This is a genomic window from Pseudomonas fildesensis, assembly GCF_001050345.1.
Taxonomy (GTDB): Bacteria; Pseudomonadota; Gammaproteobacteria; order Pseudomonadales; family Pseudomonadaceae; genus Aquipseudomonas; species Aquipseudomonas fildesensis.
On sequence record NZ_LFMW01000010.1, the window covers coordinates 76,466 to 98,709 of the forward strand.

Sequence of the window (22,244 nt, forward strand, 5' to 3'; positions counted from 1 at the left end):
GAGTGGAACGGTAGTGAACGACCTTGATTCGCAGCTTAACCACTGCAAGGTGAAAAAAAGGTTGAAACCTTCACTGCCGTAAAACCCCTCACGCCTGATGCAGATACCAACGCCAATCCTGCTCCCCCACCTCGCCCATGAACTGGCGATACTCAGCCTGTTTCACGGCCAGATACACGCTGAGGAACTCACCGCCAAACGCTTCCCGTGCCCAGCTCGAACCCTCAAGCGCGCGCAGGGTGGTCAGCCAATCGGTGGGCAGCAATTCCTTGGCCTGGGCGTAGCCGTTGCCTTCCACTGGGGCGCCGGGGTCGCGTTGTTCGCGGATGCCACGGTGGATGCCGGCGAGGATGGCGGCAGCTGCCAGGTAAGGGTTGGCATCGGCGCCGCAGATGCGGTGCTCGATATGCCGGGAATTCGCCGGGCCGCCGGGCACGCGCAGGCTGACGGTGCGGTTGTCTACGCCCCAAGTGGCAGCCAGCGGCGCGTAGCTGTTGGTCTGGAAGCGACGGTAGGAGTTGGCGTTGGGGCAGAACATCAGCAATGAGTCGAGCAAGGTGCTGAGCATGCCGCCCACGGCCTGGCGCAGCAGCGGCGTGCCGTCGGCGGCTTCGCTGGCGAACAGGTTATTGCCCTCGGCATCCGCCAGGCTGACGTGCATGTGCATGCCGGTGCCCGCCAGGTCATCGAACGGCTTGGCCATGAAACAGGCGGTCATCCCGTGTTTGTGGGCCACGCCCTTGACCAGGCGTTTGTAGCGTACCGCTTCGTCCATCGCCTGCAGGGCGTCGGTGCGATGTTCGAGGGTAATCTCCACTTGGCCCGGGGCGTATTCGGAAATCGCCGTGCGCGCCGGGATGCCTTGCAGTTTGCAGGCGCTATAGAGGTCGGCCAGAAACGGTTCGATCTGCTCCAGCTCGCGCAGGCCGTAAACCTGGGTCGAGCGCGGGCGACCGCCGTCCACGTCCCGCGCGGGTTGCGGGCGGCCGTTACTGTCAGGCTTCTGGTCGAGCAGGTAGAACTCCAGCTCCGCCGCCATCACCGGGTAATACCCGTTGGCCTTGAGCGCGTCGATTACTCTCGCCAGCAAATGCCGGGGGTCGGCCACGGTGGCGGGCAGGCCTTCGGTGGGGTGCATGCTGACTTGCACCGCTGCGGTCGGGATCAGGCGCCACGGCATGCGCTGCAAACTGCCGCTGATCGGGTAGGCCCGGCAGTCGATATCGCCGACTTCCCAGACCAGCCCGGAGTTTTCCACGTCATCGCCGTTGATGGTCAGGCCCAGGATGGTGCTGGGCAATGGACGGCCACTTTCATACACCGCCAGCAGTTCGTCGCGATGCAGCAACTTGCCGCGAGGCACACCGTTGTTGTCGAGGATAAACAGCTCGAACATCTCGATGTCCGGGTGCTGCTCAAGGAAGGACTGGGCTTCGTGCAGGCTGGCAAAAACACTCATGGGGTTTCTCGTACGTTTGCGTCGGGCAGGCGCACAGGCGCCGCCGGGCAGATGCGCGCAATTGCGCGTCATCCATGGGGCAGATCAACGTAGGAGAGAGGTATCTGGTGGGCGCGCGTGTCGGCAGTGAAACAGGGCCCAAAAAGCCAGTTCGGAGGGTAGCGCCTCGACAACTGTCGGACAGCTCGGCGCAGAGGCGCCTGGCAATGTCTCGGGGTGAGTGTCGGGGGAACCGTCCATGTGTGAATCACAGTGATGTTGATGCACGGCAGCGTCACACGCCTGGATAGGTGGTTAAATTCACCGTTAACGGAGTTCGGTTGCAGCCTGACTAAACATTCGCCGTCCCTTGCCAGCCGGCCCACCGCTGCAAATAATGGCTGCCCGATCATGCCCCAAGGATTCGACCGCATGAAAGCTCCTCTAGCCCTGTGTGTACTGGCCAGCCTGGCGACCACCGCCCTTGCCGACCCTGCCTCCTCGCGCCTCGACGAAGTACTCCAGCGCGGCACGCTCACCGTCTGCACCACCGGCGACTACAAGCCCTACACCGCCCTGCGCGCCGATGGCTGCTATGAGGGCATCGATATCGCCATGGCCGAGTCGCTGGCCAAGAGCCTCAACGCGAAGATCACCTGGGTGCCCACCACCTGGAAAACCCTGATGCCGGACTTCCTCGCCCAACGCTGCGACATCGCCGTGGGTGGCATTTCCGTGTCGCTGGAACGCCAGAAAAAAGCCTTTTTCAGCCAGTCTCTCGGGGTCGACGGCAAGATCCCGCTGGTGCGCTGCGCCGATGTGCAGCGCTACCAGACCGTCGAGCAGATCAACCAGCCGCAGGTGCGGGTGATCGAACCGGCGGGCGGCACCAACGAAGTGTTCGCCCGCGCGCACCTGGGCCAGGCGCAAATCCGCCTGCATGACAACGTGACCATCTTCGACGAACTGCTCACAGGCAAGGCCGATGTGATGATCACCGATGCCAGCGAAGCGCGTTACCAGCAGAAGCAGAAGCCTGGGTTGTGTGCGGTCAACCCGGAACGGCAGATGCAGTACAGCGAAAAAGCCCTCTTGCTGCCCCGCGATGATGTGGCATGGAAGAGCTATGTCGACCAGTGGTTGCACCTGAGCGTGGCCACTGGCGTGTACGCTGGCATTGTCGATCAATGGCTGGCGGCGCCTTGAGCCGGAGCGGTCTACGCTCTGGTCACACCAATAAGAACGAGGGACGGGTCATGAAGGGACTGTTTCGAATCACCTGGCTGCTGCTGCTGTTGTGTTTCAGCCAGGTGCACGCCGCGACGCCTCAGGATGAGGACGCCCAGGCAGCCAAGGCACTGCTGGAAAAAGCCTTGGCCTACTACCAGAGCAATGGCGACAAGGCGTTGGCCGCGTTCAGCCGTCAGGGCGAGTTTGTCGACCAGGACCGCTATGTGTTCGTCGTCGACACCAAGGGCGTGCTGCTGGCCAGCGGCGGCCCCTCCTCCGCCTTGATCGGCCGCGATGTCTCCGAAGTGCTGGGGCCGGATTTGCGCCAGTCATTCAAGGACGCGCTCACGGTGCCGGAAGGTCAGGGCATCCAGCAGGCCGACTACCGCTGGCAGAACTGGAATGACGGCAAGGTCGAACACAAGCATGTGTTTTACCAGCGGGTGGGCGAACGCATTTTGGCGGTGGGTTACTACCTGCCACGGGCCACCCCGGAACAGGCGCGGGCGCTGCGCAATAAGGCAGTCAAAGCACTGATCAAGGATGAAGCGGGCACGCTCAAGGCGATCAACGCCTTGCAGGGCGGCTTCCTGCATGATGACCTCTACGTGTTTGTAGTGGACCTGAACACCCAGCGCTATGTGGCCCACGGCACCAACCTGCGGCTGATCAATACCGACTTCAGCAAGATCAAGGACCCGGACGGCAAGCCGGTGGGCGAACCGATTCTCAAGATGATGGCCGAGCAGGACCAGGGTGAGTACAAGTACCGCTGGAAAAACCCGGTGACCGGCAAGGTCGAGAACAAGCATGCGTATGTGCGCAAGGCCGGGCATTTCATGGTGGCTGTCGGTTACTACAGCCCTTGATCTGGATTGGAATGCAATCGAATGTGGGAGGGGGCTTGCTCCCGATGGCGGTGGTTCAGTTGGAACATCTTGGACTGACACACCGATATCGGGAGCAAGCCCCCTCCCACATTTGGATCTCTATTGTGTCAGTTACTTAGCTTTGTCCTCACGGCCGCGCAACACGCGGTTCGGCATCGCAATCGCTGCCGCCAGGCCCAGCAGCGACACCCCAGCACTCATCATCAGCAAATGCCGAAACGTCACCGCCAACTCCCCGCGCAGGGCGTCCTGCGCCGGGCCGGGGGCGGCGTTCAGCCCGTCGAGCAGTACGTTGCCCGAATTGCCCTCGGACATCATCGAACCGCTGGCCAGATGCTCAAAGCTGGAATCCTGCAACAGCGCCAGCAACAACGCCGACATGCACGCCACCCCCACTGCCCCGCCCAGCGAACGGAACAGGTTGGTGGTGCTGGTGGCGACGCCGATGTCGTGTTGTTCCACCGAGTTTTGCGTGCCCACCAGCGAGGTGGGGAATTGCATGCCGGCGGCGATCCCGCACAGCAACATAAAGAGCGCCGTCAGCCCGACCGCCTGGGGCGCGCTGTAGGCCATGCCGAGAATCGCGAAGGGGCTCAACAACGCGCCGCTGAGGATCATCGGTTTGTACCGTCCGGTCACCGAGGTCATGCGCCCGGCAAAGTAGGCGCCCATCGGCAAGCCGATCGCCAGCGGCAGCAGGTGCAAGGCCGCGCTGTCGGCGCCGGAGCCGGTCACCGTCTGGTAACGCAGGGGCATCAGCACGGTCAGGGAGATCGCCTGGAAGCTGGTGAAAAAGATCGTGCACCAACACAGCACCGCGCTGCGGTTGGCGAACAGGTGCATCGGCAGCAACGGCTCGCGCGCGCGGCGTTCGTGCCAGACAAACACCGTCAGCGCCACCAGCGCACAAGCCAGCAGCCCCAGCACCTCATCGTCGCGCCAATGATGGCCCTGGCCGATTTCGGTGATGCCCAGCAGCAAGGCGGTCAAGCCAATGATCATCAGCACGGTGCCGAGGTAGTCGATGATCGGTTTGCGTTGCGGCGTCGGCAGCCCCACCAGGGTGCGATGGGCCACGTACCAGGCGCCGGCGCCCAGCGGCAGGTTGATCAAGAACACCCAGCGCCAGGAAAGGTACTCGGTCATATAGCCGCCCAACACCGGCCCGGCCACGCTGGCCACCGCGTACATGCTGCTGAAATAACCCTGATAACGCCCGCGCTCACGGGGCGGGATGATATCGCCGATGATCGCCTGGCTCACCGAGATCATCCCACCGGCGCCGATGCCCTGGAGGATGCGCGCCAGCACCAGTTGCTCCATGCTTTGCGCCATGGCGCAGAACAGCGACGCGACGGTGAAGAGGCCCATGCCGATCAGCATCATCGGCCGGCGCCCGTACAGGTCGCCGAGCTTGCCGTAGATCGGCACCGCCACCGTCATCGCCACCATGTAACCGGAGATCACCCAGGCCAGCAGGTTGACGTCATGGAATTGTGCGGAGATGGCCGGCATGGACACGGCGACGATGGTCTGGTCAAGGGCGCCGAGGAAGATCGCCATCATCAATGACGCGAGAATGCTGCGCACGGCGGGCACAGAGGGAGCGGGCTGATTAAGCTGAGTCACGGCAGAACCTTCGAGCAGGGCCCGCGGGAAAAGGTCGCCCGCAGGAATGCTCGATACGATAGCAGCCTATTCGATAGCTTCGTAAGGAAGCCCGACGTAATTTTCTGCGATGGTTTTGCGTCCGGCTTCTGAGTGGATGAAGTAAGACAGTTCGCTCTCGGCAATGCGTTGGCTGAACCCGTCCGCCTCGGGAAACTGGTGCAGCATCGAGGTCATCCACCACGAAAACCGTTCGGCCTTCCACACCCGCCGCAGGCAAATCGCGGAATACTTCTCCAACAATTCCACACGCCCCTCGCGGTAGACCTTGAGCAAAATCCGGAACAGCGTGCTCACATCACTTGCCGCCAGGTTCAAGCCCTTGGCGCCGGTAGGCGGCACGATATGCGCGGCGTCCCCGAGCAGGAACAAACGCCCGTACTGCATCGGCTCCACCACAAAACTGCGCAGCGGCGCGATGCTCTTCTCGATCGACGGGCCGGTGACCAACCCTTCGGCCAAGGCGCTGGGCAGGCGGGTTTTCAGTTCGGCCCAGAAACGTTCGTCCGACCATTCATCAAGCGGCTCTTGCGCCGGTACTTGCAAGTAGTAACGGCTGCGGGTGGGCGACCGCATGCTGCACAGGGCGAAGCCGCGCGCATGTTTGGCATACACCAGTTCATCGTGCACCGGCGGTGTGTCGGCGAGGATGCCCAGCCAGCCAAAGGGGTAGACCCGTTCGAAGACTTTCAGCGATTCGGCCGGGATCGACTGCCGCGCCACCCCGTGGAACCCATCGCACCCGGCGATGTAGTCGCATTCCAGGCGAAACGCTTCGCCCTGATGCTCGAAGGTCAGCCAGGGGCGATCAGTTTTGAGGTCATGGGGCTGCACATTGGACGCTTCATACAGGGTGATGGCCCCGGCCTCTGCGCGCGCGGCCATCAGGTCGCGGGTGACTTCGGTCTGGCCGTAGATCATCACCGACTGGCCGCCGGTGAGCGCCTTGAGGTCGATATGCGTGAGTTGGCCGTTGAGCGCCAGTTCGAAGCCGTCATGCACCAGGCCTTCGGCGTCCATGCGCTGGCTCACACCCGCCTCGCGCATCAGATCGACCATGCCTTGCTCCAGCACCCCGGCACGGATGCGGCTTTGTACGTAATCGGCGGTCTGGCGCTCTAGAATCAGGGTCTGGATACCGGCATTGTGCAACAACTGGCCGAGCAGCAGTCCCGAGGGACCGGCACCGATGATGGCGACTTGAGTTTTCAGCGTTTTCATTATTTTTATAGCCCGCAAGCTTCACCCGAACGGATAGAGTGAAAGAGTTGTCAGTGGTTCTGTTGCTGACATTTTTCACTTGAGTGCCCGTTATAAGAAGGTGAAAACTGCGACAAAGCCTGCACTTTTTGCCAATCGGGGCGATTACCGCACCATTATCCTGAGTATCGGATGAATCTATGACCAAAACTGCCCATTCCGCAATTCCGGTCTTCAAGCTTTACGGGGAAAGCCAGCAATGGCCGACCCCCGATTTGTTGCACTGCGAAACCATTTCCCGGCGGAGTCGGGAATACCAGTGGGAAATCCAGCCCCACCGGCACGCGGATCTGTGCCAGTTGCTGTACGTACACAAAGGCCAGGCACAACTGGAAATCGAAGGCCAGCGCACCACGCTCAGCGAAGCGACCTTGCAGGTGCTGCCGCCGCTGTGTGTGCACGGGTTTCGTTTTCCGGAAGACGTTGAAGGTTACGTGGTAACGCTGGCGGCGCCGCTGGTCAGCCATTTGCAAGCGCAATTGGGCGCGACGGTGGACGGTCTACAGACCCTGGGCAGTTATCCGGCGGGCAAGGACAGCGATTACCTCAACAGCCTGTTCGCCCGCCTGCAGGACGAATACGCCGATGAACAACCGGCCCGCGACATGCTGATGCACGCGCTGGTCAGCGTGCTGCTGGTGTGGATCAGCCGCCAGGCTATACAGCGCCGCCACCCGCGCGCACCTCGCGGCCGCGAGTATTTCCGGCGCTTTACGCAATTGGTCGAACAGCATTATCGCGAACACCCGAAGATTGAAGATTTGGCCCACAAGTTGGGCATCTCGGTCTCACACCTGAATGGGACGTGTCGGGAATTGGGCGGGCAGCCTGCACTGCAGATCATGCATGACCGCCAATTGCTGGAAGCCAAGCGACTGCTGACCTACACCAGCATGACGATCAATGAAATGTCGGAGGTGTTGGGCTTTTCCGACCCGACGAATTTCTCGCGGCTGTTCCGCCGACGGGTCGGGTTTTCGCCCAAGGCGTTTCGCGAGCAATTGAAAGCCGGTTGACGGGACGCGGAGCGTCCATGGCTGCATTCCCACGCAGAGCGTGGGAACGATCAAGTAACGGTCAGTACGATCAATCAGCGCAAGGCACTGAAACTGCCGGTACGGGGAACGCATTGATCCTGATGACAGCTGATCGCGAAGGTCGGCTGCATACGGGTTTGCTCCACGCGGTACGCGGCAGTCCCGTACAGCGCGCTGACGAATGCGCTGAGGGCGAAAATCATCAGGTACTTTCTGGTTTTTATACTCATGGCCAAGACCTCTGAACGGATCTACCGGGTGCTGTTGTAAGCATAGGTCAGTCAGGGCGAGTTGCCATTATCCGGCGACATTCAACACGTTTATATCGGGTCAGAGACCGACATCCCACGCAGGCGCTTCCGGAAACCTCAGCACCAGGAAATCCAGCAGGCTGCGCAGTGCCGATGGCATGTGCTTGCGCGACGCATACACCGCATAGATGTACATCTGGCGGGGTTCGGCATCGGGCAGCAGGCGCACCAGTTCACCCCGGCGGATGTGCTCGCCGGCCTGGTAGCTTGGCAGCATCGCCACCCCGGCCCCGGCCAGCGTCACGCGCAATAAAGTGCTGGCCTCGTTGGCGGTGATATTGCCGTGCACCGGCACCGAGACGTGCTCACCGTGTTCTTCGAAATGCCATAGGCTTTTGCCGAAATACGAGTGGGTCAGGCAGTTGTGCCGGGCCAGGTCTTCGACTTTCTGCGGTGCCGGATGCTCCATCAGGTACAACGGCGTAGCGCACACCACCGAGCGACAAACGGTAAGCCGCCGGGCGATCAGGTTGGGGTCCAGGTCATTACTGGTGCGGATCGCCAGGTCGATGCGTTCATCCACCAGGTTGACGGTGCGGTCGAGCATTTGCAGGTCGACTGTCACCAAGGGGTAACGCTTGACGTACTCGGCGATGGCCTCGGCCAATTGCGCCTGGCCGAACGAGGTGCTGACACTCAAGCGCAGCAGGCCGCGCGGCGCGTCATCCGGTTCGCTGACGGCGGCTTGCATGTCGCCGCACAGCTCGAGCATTTGTCGACAGCGCGGCAGGGTCTCGCTGCCGGCGGCGGTGAGGCTGAGCTTGCGCGTGGTGCGGTGCAGCAGACGCGCGCCCACCCAATCTTCGAGCTCGGCCAGGTAGCGCGAAACCACCGGGCGTGAAAGGTCCAGGTGATCGGCGGCGGCGGATTGGCTGCCCAGGTCCACCACCGTGACAAACACGCGCATTGCTTGCAGACGGTCCATGATTTGCCCGATTTTAGAAACAAACTATGTCCCAGCATCGCATTTTTTGTTGTGTTTGGTGCAACTAAGCTCTGTGCATCCCTTACCGATTGCCGGAGTAGCCCGATGTTTTCCACCTTCAAACGCCTGACCCTGGCGACCGCCGCCCTCGCCTTCGCTGCCCATGCGGCCGCCGCCGACCTGACCCTCGACGTGTACAACCCCGGCGAGGCCGCGATCTTCCCGGTCAGCTCGGTGTTGGTCAGCGGCGCGAAAGACGCGATCCTGGTCGACGCGCAGTTCGGCAAAGGCCAGGCCGAGCAGTTGGTGCAGAAAATCCGCGCCAGCGGCAAGCACCTGACCACCATCTACATCAGCCACGGCGACCCGGACTACTACTTCGGCCTCGACACCCTCACCGCCGCCTTCCCTGACGCCAAGGTGCTGGCGCCGCAGCCGGTGGTCGACCACATCAACGCCACCGTCGCTGGCAAGCTTGAGTTCTGGGGCCCGAAAATGGGCGCCGACAAGCCCGGCAAAACCATCGTGCCGCAGGTGCTCGAAGGCCACAGCCTGACGCTTGAAGGGAAGACGCTTGAAGTGATCGGCCTGGACGGCCCGCAAGCGGACCGCAGCTTTGTGTGGATCCCGTCGATCAAGGCCGTGGTCGGTGGCGTGGTAGTCGCGGAAAACATCCACCTGTGGATGGCCGACACCCAGAGCGCGCAATCCCATAAAGACTGGCTGGCCACCCTGCAACGTATCGAAAACCTCAAGCCGCGCACGGTGGTTCCGGGGCATTACCTGGGTAGCCCATCGCTGAAATCCGTTGCGTTCACCGCCGATTACATCAAGGCCTTCGACCTCGAAACCGCCAAGGCCAAGGATTCCGCCGCCCTGATCGCGGCCATGAAAAAACGTTACCCGACCCTCGCCGACGAAAGCTCGCTGGAACTCAGCGCCAAAGTCGCCAAGGGCGAAATGAAGTGGTGATTGGTTTTAAACCCTAACCGTACTGGAGAACGTCATGAGCAAGATCGCAATCATTGGGGCCACCGGCCGCGCCGGTAGCCAACTGCTGGAAGAAGCACTGCGGCGGGGGCATAGCGTGGTCGCCATTGCGCGCAATACCGACAAGCTTGCCGTGCGCCCAGGCGTCACCGTCAAGCAGGTCGATGCCCTGGACGCCGAAGCCCTGCAACAGGCCATCAGCGGCAGCGATGGGGTGATCAGCGCCGCGCACTTCGCCACTCTGCCTGCCAGCGCCGTGATCGGGCCGGTGAAAAAGGCCGGTGTGAAACGCCTGCTGGTAGTGGGCGGTGCGGGCTCGTTGCTGCTGCCGGGTGGCGGTCGGGTGATCGACAGCGAAGGCTTCCCGGCGGAATACAAAGCCGAGGCCAGCGCCGGTGCTGCTTTCCTGGACACGTTGCGCCAGGAGAAGGAACTGGATTGGACGTTCCTGTCGCCGTCGGCCGAGTTCGTTGAAACCGAGCGCACAGGGAAATTCCGCCTGGGCCAGGATGATTTGCTGGTGAGCAGTGAAGGCAGAAGCTGGATCAGTTTTGCCGACTACGCCATCGCGCTGATCGATGAAGTGGAAACACCGAAACACTCGCGCCAGCGCTTCACCGTCGGCTACTGAGCCAATGACCGTTGATGATCGTGATGATCGTTCCCACGCTCTGCGTGGGAATGCCGCCCTGGACGCTCCGCGTCCGCTCTTAACGGCGTGACGCGGAGCGTCACAGGATTCATTCCCACGCTCCGCGTGGGAACGATCATGCGTGTGCCTCGCTCACCAACCACTTCATCAGCGCTTCAAGCCCGGCCGATGGCGCCGTCCCCGGCGGATACACCAGGTAATACCCCATCCCCGTCGGCACCCGCAGTTCAAACGGCGTCGCCAACCGACCCGCCTTCACATCCTCGCCAATCAACGCACTGTCGCCGATCGCCACCCCGGAGCCCTGTGAGGCTACCGTCATCGCCAAATCCAGCGTTTCAAAATGATGCCCCTGGGCCAAATTGCCCAATCGCGTATTCGCCGCCTTCAACCACAACGCCCAATCCCGCTCGTCGCGCGTGGGATGCAGCAACACCTGCCCGTGCAAATCCGCCGGCGTACGCAAAACGGCCAGCAACGCGGGCGCGCAGACCGGTGTGAGTTGCTCATCAAACAAATGCCGCGCCTCGGCCGACTGTTCGGCAATGGGCGCATAGATCACCGCCGCGTCGAATTGCTCACGGCGAAAATCCACGGTGTACGCCACGGTGGTGGTGAGTTCCACCGGCACATCCGGGCGTTCGCACTGCCACTGCATCAGGCGCGGCAGCAGCCAGCGCATCACGCAGGTGGAAGCCTTGAGTTGCAGGGTCTCGCGGCGACTGCCGATCTGCTCCACCGCTTCAACGATCAGGCCAAACACCTGTTGCGCGCGCAGCGACCATTCGCGGCCTTCTTCGGTCAGGCTCAAGCCGCGCGCCTGGCGCTGGAACAACGCGTAACCCAAGTGGCTTTCCAGGCCGGCGATCTGCCGGCTCACCGCGCCCTGGGTGATGTGCAATTGCTCGGCGGCGCGGGTGAAGTTGCAGCACTGGGCCGTGACCCAAAAGGTGTGCAGCGCGGGCAGCGGTGGAAGACGTTTCATTGGGGCGCAGCCATGACGTGAGGACATGGCTAGTATGACTTTTTATCGATTGTTGCCGCTACGGGCCAACCGGTCCAATACCGCCTTACCTCAATAACAAGAGCGACACGTATGGCGACCTGCGGCGAAGTATTGGTCAACCTCCTGGAAAGCTACGGCGTGGACCAGGTGTTTGGCATCCCCGGCGTGCACACCGTGGAGCTGTATCGCGGCCTGGCCCGTTCCAGCATCCGCCATGTCACCCCGCGCCACGAACAGGGCGCCGGCTTTATGGCCGATGGTTATGCGCGCACCAGTGGCAAGCCCGGCGTGTGTTTCATTATCACCGGCCCCGGCATGACCAACATCACCACCGCCATGGGCCAGGCCTATGCCGACTCGATCCCGATGCTGGTGATTTCCAGCGTGCAGTCGCGCAGCCAGCTCGGCGGCGGGCGCGGCAAGCTGCATGAGTTGCCGAACCAAGGCGCGCTGGTCGCGGGTGTGGCGGCGTTCTCCCATACGTTGATGTCGGCGGCGGAATTGCCCGGTGTGCTGGCCCGTGCATTTGCGCTGTTCCAGGCGGGTCGGCCGCGCCCGGTGCATATCGAAATCCCGCTGGACGTGCTGGTGGAAAACGCCGACGCGTTGCTCGGCAGTGAGCCGGTCAGCGTCGCCCGTGCCGGTGCGGCCCCCTCGGCCGTCAAGCAGATGAGCCAGTTACTCGCCGCCGCCAAACGCCCGCTGATCCTGGCCGGTGGTGGCGCGATTGATGCGGCGCCGGAATTGACCCGCCTCGCCGAAACCCTCGGCGCGCCGGTGGCCCTGACCATCAACGCCAAGGGCATGCTGCCCGGCGCGCACCCGCTGCTGATCGGCTCGACCCAGACGCTGGTCGCCACCCGCGCCCTCGTCGCCGAGGCCGACGTGGTACTGGCCATCGGCACTGAGCTGGCAGAAACCGACTACGACGTGACCTTCGCCGGCGGCTTCGAAATTCCCGGCGCGCTGCTGCGCATCGACATCGACGCGGACCAGACCGTGCGCAACTATCCACCTCAAGTGGCCTTGGTGGCCGACGCGCAGATCGCCACCGAAGCATTGCTCGCCGAACTGGACCGCCAGCCACTGCCGCTGCGTCAAACACGCTGGGGCGCTCAACGCGTCGCCCGCCTGTGGGCCGAACTGACGCCGACCTGGGACGCCGCTACCCGCACGCAAACCCTGTTCCTCAACACGGTGCTTGAAGAACTGCCGGGCGCCGTGCTGGTGGGCGACTCCACCCAACCGGTGTACAGCGGCAACCTGACCCTGAACCTCGATCACCCGCGCCGCTGGTTCAACTCGTCCACCGGCTACGGCACCTTGGGTTATGCGCTGCCCGCCGCCATCGGCGCGTGGCTGGGGCGTGGCGACGGGCAACCGGTGGTGTGCCTGATCGGCGACGGCGGGCTGCAATTCACCCTGCCGGAACTGGCCAGCGCGGTGGAAGCGCGCACGCCGATCATCGTGTTGCTGTGGAATAACCAGGGCTACGAAGAGATCAAGAAATACATGGTCAACCGCGCCATCGAACCGGTAGGCGTCGACATCTACACGCCGGACTTTATCGGCGTGGCCAAGGCACTCGGCTGCGCTGCCGAACGTATCCGGGGCATTGAAGATTTACGCGTTGCCCTGCGCGCCGCCGCCGATCGCCAGGGGCCGACGCTGATTGAAATCGACCAGAGCGTTTGGATGCAGGAGGTCACGGTATGAGCGCGGTGTTGAACGGTGTGTATATCGATGGCTCGTGGCGCGCGGGGCATGACGTGCTGGAGGTGATCAACCCGGCAACCGAGGCCACCCTGGACCACGTCAGTGTGGGTGGCGCAAGCGCCGTGACGCAGGCGGTGGATGCGGCCAGCGCGGCGTTCGTCGACTGGTCGAAAAGCACCGGCCAGCACGTCATTCGCGCCAATTGATCACCTTCGTCATCGCGATTTTCGCGGCGAGCGGGCTTGCCCCGCGTTGGGCTGCGAGGCAGCCCTGATCAAGCAGAATGCGGTGTATCAGTCACTCATCAGTGCTTGGTTTTGGGGCTGCTGCGCAGCCCAGCGCGGGGCTTGCCCGCTCGCCACAATCGGCCGCTCTCCATCGGTGGGTGTTCTGCAATTTTTAGATAGCGCCTGCGACTTTCTCATTTGCCCCCCCTCCCCCATGCATGGCTTGATTCGCCCTTGTTCATTCAAGGCACGCCCATGGAAACCGTTCACGCAAAACCCACCACCGCCCTCTGGCTGATGATCAGCGTCGTACTGGTTGCACTTAACCTGCGCCCGTCGATGGCCGCCGTCGGCCCTTTGCTGTCGTCGATTCGCGCTGATGTGCCGTTGAGTTTCAGCAGCGCCGCCTTGCTGACCATGTTGCCGGTCATGGCCATGGGCCTGGCGATGTTCTTTGGCATGGGCCTGTCCAAGCGCTTTGGCGAGCACCGCAGCATTGTGCTGTCGCTGGTGGTCATCGGCCTGGCGACGCTGTCGCGATTGTTTCTGGATTCGGCGCTGGAGTTAATCGTCAGCGCCATCGCTGCCGGTGTGGGTATCGCGATGATCCAGGCGTTGATGCCGACGCTGATCAAGTCGCGGTTCAGCGACAATGTTTCGCTGTTCATGGGCCTGTACGTCACCGCGATCATGGGCGGCGCAGCGCTGGCCGCTTCGTTCGCGCCGTTCGTGCAGGTGCAGACCGGCAGCTGGCGCATTGGCCTGGCGATCTGGGCCGCGCTGGCCTTGTTGGCGCTGGTGTTCTGGTACGCGCAGCGCGCCGTGATGCCGCCACTCCCCCAAGCGGGTTCCGGCCCGCAGGAATCGTTTTTCGGTAATCGCCGCGCCTGGCTGCTGGCGATCTTTTTCGGCCTCGGCACAGCGTCCTACACCTGTGTGCTGGCGTGGCTGGCGCCGTACTACGTCGAGCAGGGCTGGAGCGAACAGAACGCCGGGTTGCTGCTGGGTTTCCTCACCGCGATGGAAGTGGTGTCCGGCCTGGTCACTCCCGCCATCGCCAACCGCCGCCAGGATAAACGCGGCGTGGTGGCGGTGTTGCTGGTGCTGATCATCCTCGGCTTCTGCGGCTTGATCCTCTCGCCCCAACACCTGAGTTTGCTGTGGCCTTGCCTGCTCGGCCTGGGCATCGGCGGGCTGTTCCCAATGAGCCTGATCCTGTCCCTCGACCACCTCGACAACCCACGCCGCGCCGGCGGCCTCACGGCCTTTGTGCAAGGCATCGGTTACCTGATCGCGGGCTTGTCGCCGCTGATCGCCGGGATGCTCCGCGACCAGTTGGGCAGCTTCGAATGGGCCTGGTGGTCGCTGACCGCCGTGGTCGTGGTGATGCTGCTGATCGTCACGCGCTTCAACCCGAAGCATTACGCACGGCATATTCGCTGAGGTCGTGTTGCGAACATTTTTTGTCCCACACCAAACATAGAAATACCCTACAGAGCTTTCTATTGGCACGCCCGTTCCGTTAAGCTTTTGCGCTGTCTTGTACTGAGTTCGGTACGAAGGGTTTACGGACGAAACCGATGTTAAACAGTAACTTGCTCAGAAAGCTCGATATGCAGGACTTGATGGTGTTTATCGCCGTCTACGACCAGAGCAGCGTTACCGAGGTGTCAGAAACGCTGTTCGTCAGCCAGTCCACCGTGAGCTACAGCTTGAAGAAGCTGCGCACCAGCTTCGAGGATGAGCTGTTTATCAACACGCGGGCGGGCATGCGTCCTACGTACAAAGCCAGCACCATGTACGGCCATGTGCAGAAGATCCTGGAAAGCATCAACCTGTGCCACGCTGGCGGCCAGGCCTTCGATCCGACCCAGAAGGCCGTGACGTTCAACGTCTGCGCCCCTGAATATTTCGAACAGCTGATCCTGCCGCGCCTGTTGAAAAACTTCGATCGGGCCGATCTGCCGGTGATCGTCAATGTGCAGAAGCTGGAAACCGACATCCCCGCCGATGACCTGCGCGAAGGCCGCCTCGACCTGGTGATCTGCTTCGGCCCGCACTTTCACCGTGCCCACAAGGATTTCAAGACCCAGATGCTGCTGGAGGACGACCTGGTGTGCGTCTTCGACAAACGCTCGGCGCCCCGTGAGCCGGCGTTCAGCCTGCAATCCTTCGTTGAGCGGCGCCATGTGTTCCCCACGCCGTGGACCTCCGACACCAACATGATCGACGGCTGGCTGGCGCGTCAGGCGCACAAGCGCCAGGTGATTGCGCGGGCCAACAGCTATGGCGCTGCGTTGAAGATGATTACCGGCACCGACTTCATCGTCACCCTGCCGCGCCGCGTGCATAAGCTGCTGGCGCCGGCGGCGGTGTTCGGCCACTGCGAAGCGCCGAACGGCTTGCCGGGGTTCACCCTGGATATGCAGTGGAATGAAACCAGCGAGCAGGACAGCGCCAATACCTGGTTCAGGGAACAAGTCGTCAAAGTCTGTGCGGACCAGGGATTACTCTGACACGCTCCTACAACGGGCGGTGGGTCAGCCAATCGCGACTTTGCTGTAGGAATCGCGATCCATGTCTACCAACAGGACACTGAGTTGAACGTGCAGATCCGCCGGCCACTCGCCCAAATCCTGCAACGCCGCCAGCAGGCTTTCCGACAACTGCTTCTTGACCTGCGGTGACCGCCCGCTGAGCAGCGAGAGCTTCAACGCGATAAACCCGCGCGGGCTAAGGGATGTACCAACCTGGAAGCTCTCGACCTTGACCGCCCGGCTTTTGATATCGAACTCGGAACCGAACTGCCCGGATGCCATCAGCACGTTATTGAGCCGCAACAGGGTTTTCTCGACGGCCAGGTTTGGCAGGTTGGCGGTGTATTCCAGGTGCAGGTGCGGCATGGGAGTCTCCGAATCTTTGGTAGGACGATTCGTAGATATACCACGGAAAATCCGTCATGCCTTGCCCGCCAACCCTCGATCACTCATGAACGCCTCCAGCCGCGAACGCACCCAGCGCTCGGCCGGGTCAGTGTCCACATGGCTGAGCCAGACCATGGACAAGTCCAGGGTCGGCGTCTCGAACGGAAAGGGCTCGCAGAACAATTGGCCCGACACCGCCATGGCTTCGGCGGTGTAGTCCGGCAGGCTGGCGATCAGGTCAGTGCCGGCCAGCAGCGCCGGCAACGCGCTGTACTGCGGCACCGACAACACCACATGGCGCTTGCGGCCGATTTCCGCCAGCCACTCATCGGCAAACCCCGACACGTTGGCGGTGTGAGACACCAGCACATGGGGCCGTGCGCAATATTCATCGAGGGTGAGCGGCGTGTCCGAGGCATCGGCGCGCAACAGTCGCGGGCGGATGTGGCGCAGTAACTTGCGCTTGGCATTCGCCGGCAAGCCACGGGTCTGGGTGATGCCAACGGTGATATCACCGGACGCGAGCAAGTCAGGAATGCGCCAATAATCCACATGCTGCACCACGAACACTACCTGCGGCGCTTCCTGGCGCAGGGCGCGCAGCAACGGCGGCAACAGGCCGAACTCGACATCATCGGACAGGCCGATACGAAAGGTCATGGTGCTGATGGACGGGTCGAAGTCGTGGGTCAGGCTCAGGGCCGACGACAGCGAATCCAGGGCCGGCGACAAATGCTGGATGATTTCCTCGGCGCGCGCGGTGGGTTCCATGCGGTGGCCGACACGAATGAACAGCGGGTCATTGAACAAGGTGCGCAAACGGTTGAGGGCCGAGCTGATGGTCGGCTGGCCGAGAAACAGCTTCTCCGCCACCCGCGTTACGTTGCGCTCAAGCATCAGCGCTTCGAAGACCACCATCAGGTTGATGTCGGCCTTGCGTAGTTCATTGCGATTCATCGGCGCCTGCCCTTTCCCCAAGACAAGCCGCAGTTTAGAAAGGCCGGGGGGCTGCGTCTATGCGCACACTGTTCATCCTCGGTCTTTGGGACTATAAATCAGCTCTTCAAGGTCGCAGGAACACCGACGTGCTGCTCATTATTGCCCTGGCCCTTATTGTGGCCGGGTTCTGTCTCTGGGTTATCCGGTTTGTCGCCCACCCCACCGCTCGCACATTGTTGCGGGTGTTTGTCGGCTTGTGCCTGGCGGCGGTGGTGGCGTACGGGGTGCTGGCGTCGGGGTTTCCTATTTCGTTGCTGGTTTCATAACGCCCTGGGGGGCGGGCGCCTGCTCCTGGCCTTGACGTAAACGCAGCGCGGCCAGCGCGGCGACCACCAAGACCACCGCAATCACTTTCAAGCCGTTCATCGCATTGCCGGTGCTCATCTCGATCGCGCCCATCACCGAAGGGCCGACAAACCCGCCCAACAGCCCGCAGGCGTTGACGAACCCGAGCCCACCCGCCAGCGCTACGCCTTTGAGGCGCGAGGCCGGGTACAGAAAGATGATCGACTGCACCACAAAGAACATCACCGCCGACAGGCAAAAGCCGAGCAGGCTGAACACCGGCCCGGAGATGGACGCAATGCCAAGGCCCAGCGCCATGGTCAGCAGGCCGGTGACCAGCAGCCGACGCGCACGGGTGGGCGTGGTCGCAAAGCGTGGTAGCAACACGGCACCCAATGCCGCTGCAATCCATGGCAGCGAGGTCAGCAGGCCCACGCTCATGGTGCTCAATTCACCGTATTTGCTGATGATGCTCGGCAGGAAAAAGATCACGGTGTAGACGGTGATCTGGTGACAGAAGTACACAAAAATCGCCAGCAGGATCTGCGGCGTCAGCCAGTTTTTCAGCGAGTGCCCACCCTGCCCTGCACCCTCTTCCGTCTCCTGGGCAATGCGCTGTTCGATACCGCGTGCTTCTTCGGCTGACAGCCACGGCGCCTTGCTCGGGCGGTCCGGCAACTTGCGCCACACCACCCAGGCAAACGCCACCGCCGGCAAGCCTTCGAGCATGAACATCCACTGCCAGCCGTGCCAGCCGAGCATCCCGTCCATGCGCATCAACGCCGCGCCCACCGGGCCGCCAATGATATTGGCAAAGCACACGCCGAGCAGGAAATAGCCGGTGGCGCGCGCCCGTTGTTCACGGTTAAACCAGTAGGTCAGGTAGAGCATGACACCAGGAAACAGGCCGGCTTCGGCGATGCCGAGCAACAGGCGCAACACGTAGAACGAGGTCTCGCCTTGCACAAAGGCCATGGCCGCCGAGATCAGGCCCCAGGTCACCATGATGCGGGCGATCCAGAACCGCGCGCCGACCTTGTGCATGATCAGGTTGCTGGGGATTTCCGACAGCGCATAGGTCAGGAAAAACAACCCGGCGCCCAGCCCGTACGCGGCAGCGGAAATGCCCAGGTCGACGTCCAACTGATGCTTGGCCAAGGCGATGTTGGTGCGGTCCAGAAAACTCAGGATGTAGGCGATGATCAACAAGGGCATCAACTTGGCGAACATCAGTTTGTTCAGGGCCTGCGGTTCGCGGGCCGGGGTGGCGGTAGTCATCGGGCAGTTCCTCTTGGCGCCCCGCCAGCGCGGCTGGGGGACGCATCAGTGTTGTTCTAGGGTTCGAGTTGCACAGCCATGGCCTGCGGGCGATGGGAAAACAGTTGCAGCAGGGCGCCGCCCAGGGCACAGCCGGCCATGACGAAGAAGCACACGGTATAGCCATGCAACGTGGTCCAGCCGCCGCCCATGGCGATCAGGCTGCCCATCAGCACCGGCGCCAGGCCGCCGCCGATAAACATCGCGGTGGTGATGATGCCGTTGGCGGTGGACGTCGCCGACGGCTCGGCCGAGTCGCAGGCTACCGCGTAGTAGATCGGCCACACCGCGTTGGCGACCAGGCCGAACAGCAGTTGCACGACAATGATCAGCGTCAGGGTGCTGGCGAAGTAGAACGCGCCAACACTCGCAGCCATCCACAGCCCGCAGATGATCAGGGTGGTGCGCCGGCCGATGATGTCCGACAGAGACGGCCACACCAGTTGCCCGAGAATCCCGGTGAGGGTGAACACCACGCTCATCCCCGCCGACTCCGCCAGCGACAGCCCGACGATGTTGTAGAGGTAGGCCGGCAGCACGATGTTGACGCCCATGTACACCACTTGGGTGAGCATCGTATTGCCCGCCGTGAGGGCAATATTGCGGTTGCGCAAGGTGGCGACAAATGTACGCCAGGCCTCGCCCTTGATCTGGCTGGCCGGGGCGTTATCGGGCGGGGTCATGCCCTTTGCTGCGATGTCAACGTACAGCGCGGTGATGCGCTCGGCGGTGGAATATCGCGCCCAGAAAATCATCAACGGCAGCGCCACCACAAAGGCAAAGAAGAACACGTAACGCCAGTTGTCCTCGCCAAACGTGCTGATCACAAAGCTGGCGACCAGGCCGCTGAGCATCGCGCCAATCGGGTAGCCGGTGTGGTGCGCGCCCAGGGCAAAACCACGACGCTCCACGGGCCACCATTCGGCGGTGTTACTCACGCCGACCGGCTCGCCCCAGCCTGCACCGAGGTTGACGCCGACGCGCAGGGCGATAAAGGTCGCGAGGTTGCCGCTCAACGCTTTGAAGCCGGACAGAAACGAGATCGCCGTATAGCCCAGCACCAGCGGCACCTGGAACCGCGCGCGTTTCCAGCCACCGCCGTAGCGGTCGCTCCACATGGAACCGGGAATATCCAGCAGGGCCAGGGCGAGCATGATGACCGTAGCCACCGTGCCCCATTGGTCAGCGGACAAATCGAAATGCTTGGAGATAGTCGGCCCGAGGCGCAACACGATCTCGCGGTCGTAGGCGTTGAGGATCCAGATCATCCAACAGACCAGCAGCGATACCCAGGAGTGCCGGTGAATGCTGCGCAGTGACGCTTTTTTTAAAGTTGCCATGGGCCTCTCCAGGCGCGCGAGGGCGCGCACTGACACAAGGTTGCGGAAGGAAGGTGCCTTGTTAAACAAACGCGCTAGCTGGCGAACCGTCGCTCGGCTATTCCTTGCACGCCCAACCCGCTGATGGCGAACAGCGCGCCGCGCTGCTGGCCGTCTGCCGGAAAACGCGGCAGTGGCGGCCTGGCCATGGAGGTCACAAACAGGGTGTCGAGGTTCGGCCCGCCGAAGGTCAGGCTGGTGACCTTTTTTACCGGCATCTGGATGATGCGGTCGACGTGGCCGTCTGGGGTGTAGCGCACCAGTTTCCCGGCGTAGACCAGCGCCTGCCACAGGCAGCCTTCGGCATCCACGGTGCAGCCGTCGGCCGCGCCACCGCCCGAGGTGTCGACCTTGGCAAAGGTGCGGCGGTTGCTGACGTTGCCGGTGGCGAGGTCATAGTCATACGCCCAGATATCGCCGGACCAGGTGTCGCAAAAGTAGAAGGTTTCCCCGGACGGACTCCAGCACGGGCCGTTGGACACAATGATGCCTTCGTCCAGGGTGTGCAGGCTCAGGTCGGCGTCGAGGCGATAGAGTTTGGCGCTGGCGCTGTCTTCCAGGGTGTCCATCGACCCGAAGATGAAGCGGCCCTGGCGGTCGACCTTGCCGTCGTTGAGGCGGTTGTTGGGAAGGTTCGGTTCCGGGTCTTCAATCAGGGCGAGTTCGCCACTGCTCAGGTCCAGTGTGTGCACGCCGTTTTGCAGGGCGACGATGGCTTCATCACCGCTGTGGCGCAGGGCCATGGAGCCGATCTTCTGGCCCATGTCCCAGGCGCGCAGTTCGCGGCCATCGTCGGTGCAGCGCAGGATGCGGCCGTCAGCGCTGTCAATCCAGTACAGCCGTTGTTGCTCGACGTCCCACACCGGGCCTTCACCCAGGGTGGTCTTGACGTCGACTAGCACTTCGATACGCATGGTGTGATCCCCTTATTGTTGTTGTGCGGGATGACGGTCGCGCCATGACAGGCAATGCCCTGTAGGAGCGAGCTTGCTCGCTCCTACAATAGATCTCACCCAGGACGCGACCTCGGCGGTGGTTTAGAAGTTGACCTGGTCACGCCCCTTGAGCCCGAGGATTTCGCGGGCTTCATCCGGCGTGGCGACACGATGGCCGAGGGCTTCGATCACCGTACGAATGCGCCGCACCTGGTCGGCATTCGATGCCGCCAGCTTGCCAGGCCCGTCCCACAGCGAATCCTCCAGGCCGACCCGCGCGTTGCTGCCCATGGACAGGCCCATGGTCGCCAGCGGAATTTGCCCACGGCCGGCGCCGAGGATCGACCACACGTAATCGTCGCCAAACAAACGGTCGGCGGTGCGACGCATGTGCGCCAGGTCTTCCGGGTGCCCGCCGATGCCACCGCGCAGGCCGAACACCGACTGGATAAACAACGGCGGCTTGAGCAGGCCGCGCTCCAGGAAGTGGGCGGCGGTGTAGAGGTGGCCGATGTCGTAGCACTCGATTTCAAAACGGGTGCGGTTTTCGGCACAGGAATTGAGGATGTGGGCAATGTCGCGGAAGGTATTGCGAAAAATCCGGTCGTCACTCTCTTCCAGGTATGGGCGCTCCCAGTCGTGCTTGAACTCGGTAAAGCGGTTAAGCATTTCGTAAAGACCGAAGTTCATCGAGCCCATGTTCAGCGAGGCTAATTCCGGCTTGAACTGCATCACCGGTTGCAGGCGTTCTTCCACGCCCATGGTCGGCGCGCCGCCGGTGGTGATGTTGATGACCACGTCGCTGGCGGCCTTGATCTGCGGGAGGAATTCGGCGAACAGTGCCGGGGCCTGGCTGGGGCGGCCATCGATGGGGTCACGGGCATGCAGGTGAACAATCGCCGCGCCGGCTTCGGCGGCGCCGATGGCAGCGTCGGCAATTTCCTGCGCGGTAATGGGCAAATGCGGTGACATGGACGGCGTATGAATCGCACCGGTAACGGCGCAGGTGATGATGACAGGACGTTTTTTGGACATGACGATTCTCCGACTTTTAT

The 22,244-nt window shown here is 62.4% G+C and carries 21 protein-coding genes and 1 pseudogene; 10 read left to right on the forward strand and 12 right to left on the reverse strand.

The window, feature by feature from the left end; translation table 11 throughout:
- Positions 1 to 88 precede the first annotated feature (88 nt).
- On the reverse strand, positions 89 to 1,459 hold the full coding sequence (locus ACR52_RS15780) for a glutamine synthetase family protein (RefSeq protein WP_048725860.1): 1,371 nt from the start codon (positions 1,457 to 1,459) through the stop codon (positions 89 to 91).
- Positions 1,460 to 1,870: 411 nt separating this feature from the next.
- Between ACR52_RS15780 and ACR52_RS15785 the strand changes: the two genes are divergently transcribed.
- Together ACR52_RS15785 and ACR52_RS15790 are read left to right on the forward strand one after the other, a co-directional pair.
- Complete coding sequence (locus ACR52_RS15785) at positions 1,871 to 2,644, forward strand: transporter substrate-binding domain-containing protein (RefSeq protein WP_048725863.1); 774 nt, start codon at positions 1,871 to 1,873, stop codon at positions 2,642 to 2,644.
- A gap of 50 nt (positions 2,645 to 2,694) precedes the next feature.
- Positions 2,695 to 3,537 (forward strand): cache domain-containing protein, encoded by an 843-nt coding sequence (locus ACR52_RS15790; protein ID WP_048725865.1) that lies wholly within the window; start codon positions 2,695 to 2,697, stop codon positions 3,535 to 3,537.
- Between the two features lie 132 nt (positions 3,538 to 3,669).
- Here the strand turns inward: ACR52_RS15790 and ACR52_RS15795 are convergent, their stop codons facing one another.
- Positions 3,670 to 5,187 (reverse strand): MDR family MFS transporter, encoded by a 1,518-nt coding sequence (locus ACR52_RS15795; RefSeq protein WP_082143171.1) that lies wholly within the window; start codon positions 5,185 to 5,187, stop codon positions 3,670 to 3,672.
- Between the two features lie 66 nt (positions 5,188 to 5,253).
- Complete coding sequence (gene pobA, locus ACR52_RS15800) at positions 5,254 to 6,438, reverse strand: 4-hydroxybenzoate 3-monooxygenase (protein ID WP_173439264.1); 1,185 nt, start codon at positions 6,436 to 6,438, stop codon at positions 5,254 to 5,256.
- 188 nt (positions 6,439 to 6,626) lie between these two features.
- Between pobA and ACR52_RS15805 the strand changes: the two genes are divergently transcribed.
- Positions 6,627 to 7,502 carry a helix-turn-helix domain-containing protein gene (locus ACR52_RS15805; RefSeq protein WP_048725872.1) on the forward strand — a complete coding sequence of 292 codons (876 nt, stop codon included), beginning with the start codon at positions 6,627 to 6,629 and terminating at the stop codon, positions 7,500 to 7,502.
- A 74-nt stretch (positions 7,503 to 7,576) separates the two neighbouring features.
- On the opposite strand, the gene ACR52_RS30920 is transcribed toward ACR52_RS15805, so the two are convergent.
- The gene (locus ACR52_RS30920) at positions 7,577 to 7,753 is read right to left on the reverse strand and encodes a hypothetical protein (RefSeq protein ID WP_173439262.1); all 177 of its coding nucleotides are present in this window, start codon (positions 7,751 to 7,753) and stop codon (positions 7,577 to 7,579) included.
- A gap of 100 nt (positions 7,754 to 7,853) precedes the next feature.
- On the reverse strand, positions 7,854 to 8,759 hold the full coding sequence (locus ACR52_RS15810) for a LysR family transcriptional regulator (protein ID WP_048725875.1): 906 nt from the start codon (positions 8,757 to 8,759) through the stop codon (positions 7,854 to 7,856).
- Between the two features lie 105 nt (positions 8,760 to 8,864).
- Between ACR52_RS15810 and ACR52_RS15815 the strand changes: the two genes are divergently transcribed.
- On the forward strand, positions 8,865 to 9,731 hold the full coding sequence (locus ACR52_RS15815) for an MBL fold metallo-hydrolase (RefSeq protein ID WP_048725879.1): 867 nt from the start codon (positions 8,865 to 8,867) through the stop codon (positions 9,729 to 9,731).
- A 34-nt stretch (positions 9,732 to 9,765) separates the two neighbouring features.
- On the forward strand, positions 9,766 to 10,380 hold the full coding sequence (locus ACR52_RS15820; protein ID WP_048725883.1) for an NAD(P)-dependent oxidoreductase: 615 nt from the start codon (positions 9,766 to 9,768) through the stop codon (positions 10,378 to 10,380).
- A 136-nt stretch (positions 10,381 to 10,516) separates the two neighbouring features.
- Here ACR52_RS15820 and ACR52_RS15825 read toward each other — a convergent pair whose 3' ends face one another.
- The gene (locus ACR52_RS15825; protein WP_048725886.1) at positions 10,517 to 11,386 is read right to left on the reverse strand and encodes a LysR substrate-binding domain-containing protein; all 870 of its coding nucleotides are present in this window, start codon (positions 11,384 to 11,386) and stop codon (positions 10,517 to 10,519) included.
- 111 nt (positions 11,387 to 11,497) lie between these two features.
- Between ACR52_RS15825 and ACR52_RS15830 the strand changes: the two genes are divergently transcribed.
- From ACR52_RS15830 to ACR52_RS15845, 4 genes and pseudogenes are all read left to right on the forward strand, one after another.
- On the forward strand, positions 11,498 to 13,123 hold the full coding sequence (locus ACR52_RS15830; RefSeq protein WP_048725889.1) for a 5-guanidino-2-oxopentanoate decarboxylase: 1,626 nt from the start codon (positions 11,498 to 11,500) through the stop codon (positions 13,121 to 13,123).
- A pseudogene (locus tag ACR52_RS15835) lies at positions 13,120 to 13,308 on the forward strand (aldehyde dehydrogenase family protein); the annotation flags it as partial. The gene ACR52_RS15830 and the pseudogene ACR52_RS15835, both read left to right, overlap by 4 nt.
- A 297-nt stretch (positions 13,309 to 13,605) precedes the next feature.
- Positions 13,606 to 14,793, forward strand: a complete 1,188-nt coding sequence (locus ACR52_RS15840) for a cyanate transporter (protein WP_048725893.1) — start codon at positions 13,606 to 13,608, stop codon at positions 14,791 to 14,793.
- A gap of 137 nt (positions 14,794 to 14,930) precedes the next feature.
- Positions 14,931 to 15,866, forward strand: a complete 936-nt coding sequence (locus ACR52_RS15845; protein ID WP_048725895.1) for a LysR family transcriptional regulator — start codon at positions 14,931 to 14,933, stop codon at positions 15,864 to 15,866.
- Positions 15,867 to 15,890: 24 nt separating this feature from the next.
- Here the strand turns inward: ACR52_RS15845 and ACR52_RS15850 are convergent, their stop codons facing one another.
- Entirely contained in the window at positions 15,891 to 16,253 is a 363-nt protein-coding gene (locus ACR52_RS15850; RefSeq protein WP_048725900.1) for a 5-carboxymethyl-2-hydroxymuconate Delta-isomerase, read from the reverse strand.
- A 54-nt stretch (positions 16,254 to 16,307) separates the two neighbouring features.
- On the reverse strand, positions 16,308 to 17,231 hold the full coding sequence (locus tag ACR52_RS15855; RefSeq protein ID WP_048725903.1) for a LysR substrate-binding domain-containing protein: 924 nt from the start codon (positions 17,229 to 17,231) through the stop codon (positions 16,308 to 16,310).
- Positions 17,232 to 17,290: 59 nt separating this feature from the next.
- Between ACR52_RS15855 and ACR52_RS15860 the strand changes: the two genes are divergently transcribed.
- Complete coding sequence (locus ACR52_RS15860; RefSeq protein WP_236692156.1) at positions 17,291 to 17,539, forward strand: hypothetical protein; 249 nt, start codon at positions 17,291 to 17,293, stop codon at positions 17,537 to 17,539.
- Here the strand turns inward: ACR52_RS15860 and ACR52_RS15865 are convergent.
- The 4 genes from ACR52_RS15865 to ACR52_RS15880 form a co-directional block, all read right to left on the reverse strand.
- Entirely contained in the window at positions 17,517 to 18,836 is a 1,320-nt protein-coding gene (locus tag ACR52_RS15865; protein ID WP_048725909.1) for an MFS transporter, read from the reverse strand. The two genes, ACR52_RS15860 and ACR52_RS15865, sit on opposite strands and share 23 nt — an antisense overlap.
- Positions 18,837 to 18,892: 56 nt before the next feature.
- A complete protein-coding gene (locus tag ACR52_RS15870; RefSeq protein ID WP_048725911.1) occupies positions 18,893 to 20,215 on the reverse strand; it encodes an MFS transporter in 1,323 nt (440 codons plus the stop codon).
- Positions 20,216 to 20,289: 74 nt separating this feature from the next.
- A complete protein-coding gene (locus ACR52_RS15875) occupies positions 20,290 to 21,168 on the reverse strand; it encodes an SMP-30/gluconolactonase/LRE family protein (protein WP_048725914.1) in 879 nt (292 codons plus the stop codon).
- A 123-nt stretch (positions 21,169 to 21,291) separates the two neighbouring features.
- Complete coding sequence (locus ACR52_RS15880; protein WP_048725916.1) at positions 21,292 to 22,224, reverse strand: BKACE family enzyme; 933 nt, start codon at positions 22,222 to 22,224, stop codon at positions 21,292 to 21,294.
- Positions 22,225 to 22,244 lie beyond the last annotated feature (20 nt).

What these genes read in the sequence shown, in the direction of transcription:
- ACR52_RS15855 (WP_048725903.1), bottom strand. Translation starts at nt 17,231, where the DNA reads ATGAATCGCAATGAACTACGCAAGGCCGACATCAACCTGATGGTGGTC.
- ACR52_RS15815 (WP_048725879.1), top strand. Translation starts at nt 8,865, where the DNA reads ATGTTTTCCACCTTCAAACGCCTGACCCTGGCGACCGCCGCCCTCGCC.
- ACR52_RS15790 (WP_048725865.1), top strand. Translation starts at nt 2,695, where the DNA reads ATGAAGGGACTGTTTCGAATCACCTGGCTGCTGCTGCTGTTGTGTTTC.
- ACR52_RS15865 (WP_048725909.1), bottom strand. Translation starts at nt 18,836, where the DNA reads ATGACTACCGCCACCCCGGCCCGCGAACCGCAGGCCCTGAACAAACTG.
- ACR52_RS15860 (WP_236692156.1), top strand. Translation starts at nt 17,291, where the DNA reads ATGCGCACACTGTTCATCCTCGGTCTTTGGGACTATAAATCAGCTCTT.
- ACR52_RS15785 (WP_048725863.1), top strand. Translation starts at nt 1,871, where the DNA reads ATGAAAGCTCCTCTAGCCCTGTGTGTACTGGCCAGCCTGGCGACCACC.
- ACR52_RS15820 (WP_048725883.1), top strand. Translation starts at nt 9,766, where the DNA reads ATGAGCAAGATCGCAATCATTGGGGCCACCGGCCGCGCCGGTAGCCAA.
- ACR52_RS15830 (WP_048725889.1), top strand. Translation starts at nt 11,498, where the DNA reads ATGGCGACCTGCGGCGAAGTATTGGTCAACCTCCTGGAAAGCTACGGC.
- ACR52_RS15850 (WP_048725900.1), bottom strand. Translation starts at nt 16,253, where the DNA reads ATGCCGCACCTGCACCTGGAATACACCGCCAACCTGCCAAACCTGGCC.
- ACR52_RS15810 (WP_048725875.1), bottom strand. Translation starts at nt 8,759, where the DNA reads ATGGACCGTCTGCAAGCAATGCGCGTGTTTGTCACGGTGGTGGACCTG.
- ACR52_RS30920 (WP_173439262.1), bottom strand. Translation starts at nt 7,753, where the DNA reads ATGAGTATAAAAACCAGAAAGTACCTGATGATTTTCGCCCTCAGCGCA.
- ACR52_RS15825 (WP_048725886.1), bottom strand. Translation starts at nt 11,386, where the DNA reads ATGAAACGTCTTCCACCGCTGCCCGCGCTGCACACCTTTTGGGTCACG.
- ACR52_RS15805 (WP_048725872.1), top strand. Translation starts at nt 6,627, where the DNA reads ATGACCAAAACTGCCCATTCCGCAATTCCGGTCTTCAAGCTTTACGGG.
- ACR52_RS15780 (WP_048725860.1), bottom strand. Translation starts at nt 1,459, where the DNA reads ATGAGTGTTTTTGCCAGCCTGCACGAAGCCCAGTCCTTCCTTGAGCAG.
- ACR52_RS15840 (WP_048725893.1), top strand. Translation starts at nt 13,606, where the DNA reads ATGGAAACCGTTCACGCAAAACCCACCACCGCCCTCTGGCTGATGATC.
- ACR52_RS15880 (WP_048725916.1), bottom strand. Translation starts at nt 22,224, where the DNA reads ATGTCCAAAAAACGTCCTGTCATCATCACCTGCGCCGTTACCGGTGCG.
- ACR52_RS15875 (WP_048725914.1), bottom strand. Translation starts at nt 21,168, where the DNA reads ATGCGTATCGAAGTGCTAGTCGACGTCAAGACCACCCTGGGTGAAGGC.
- ACR52_RS15845 (WP_048725895.1), top strand. Translation starts at nt 14,931, where the DNA reads ATGTTAAACAGTAACTTGCTCAGAAAGCTCGATATGCAGGACTTGATG.
- ACR52_RS15870 (WP_048725911.1), bottom strand. Translation starts at nt 20,215, where the DNA reads ATGGCAACTTTAAAAAAAGCGTCACTGCGCAGCATTCACCGGCACTCC.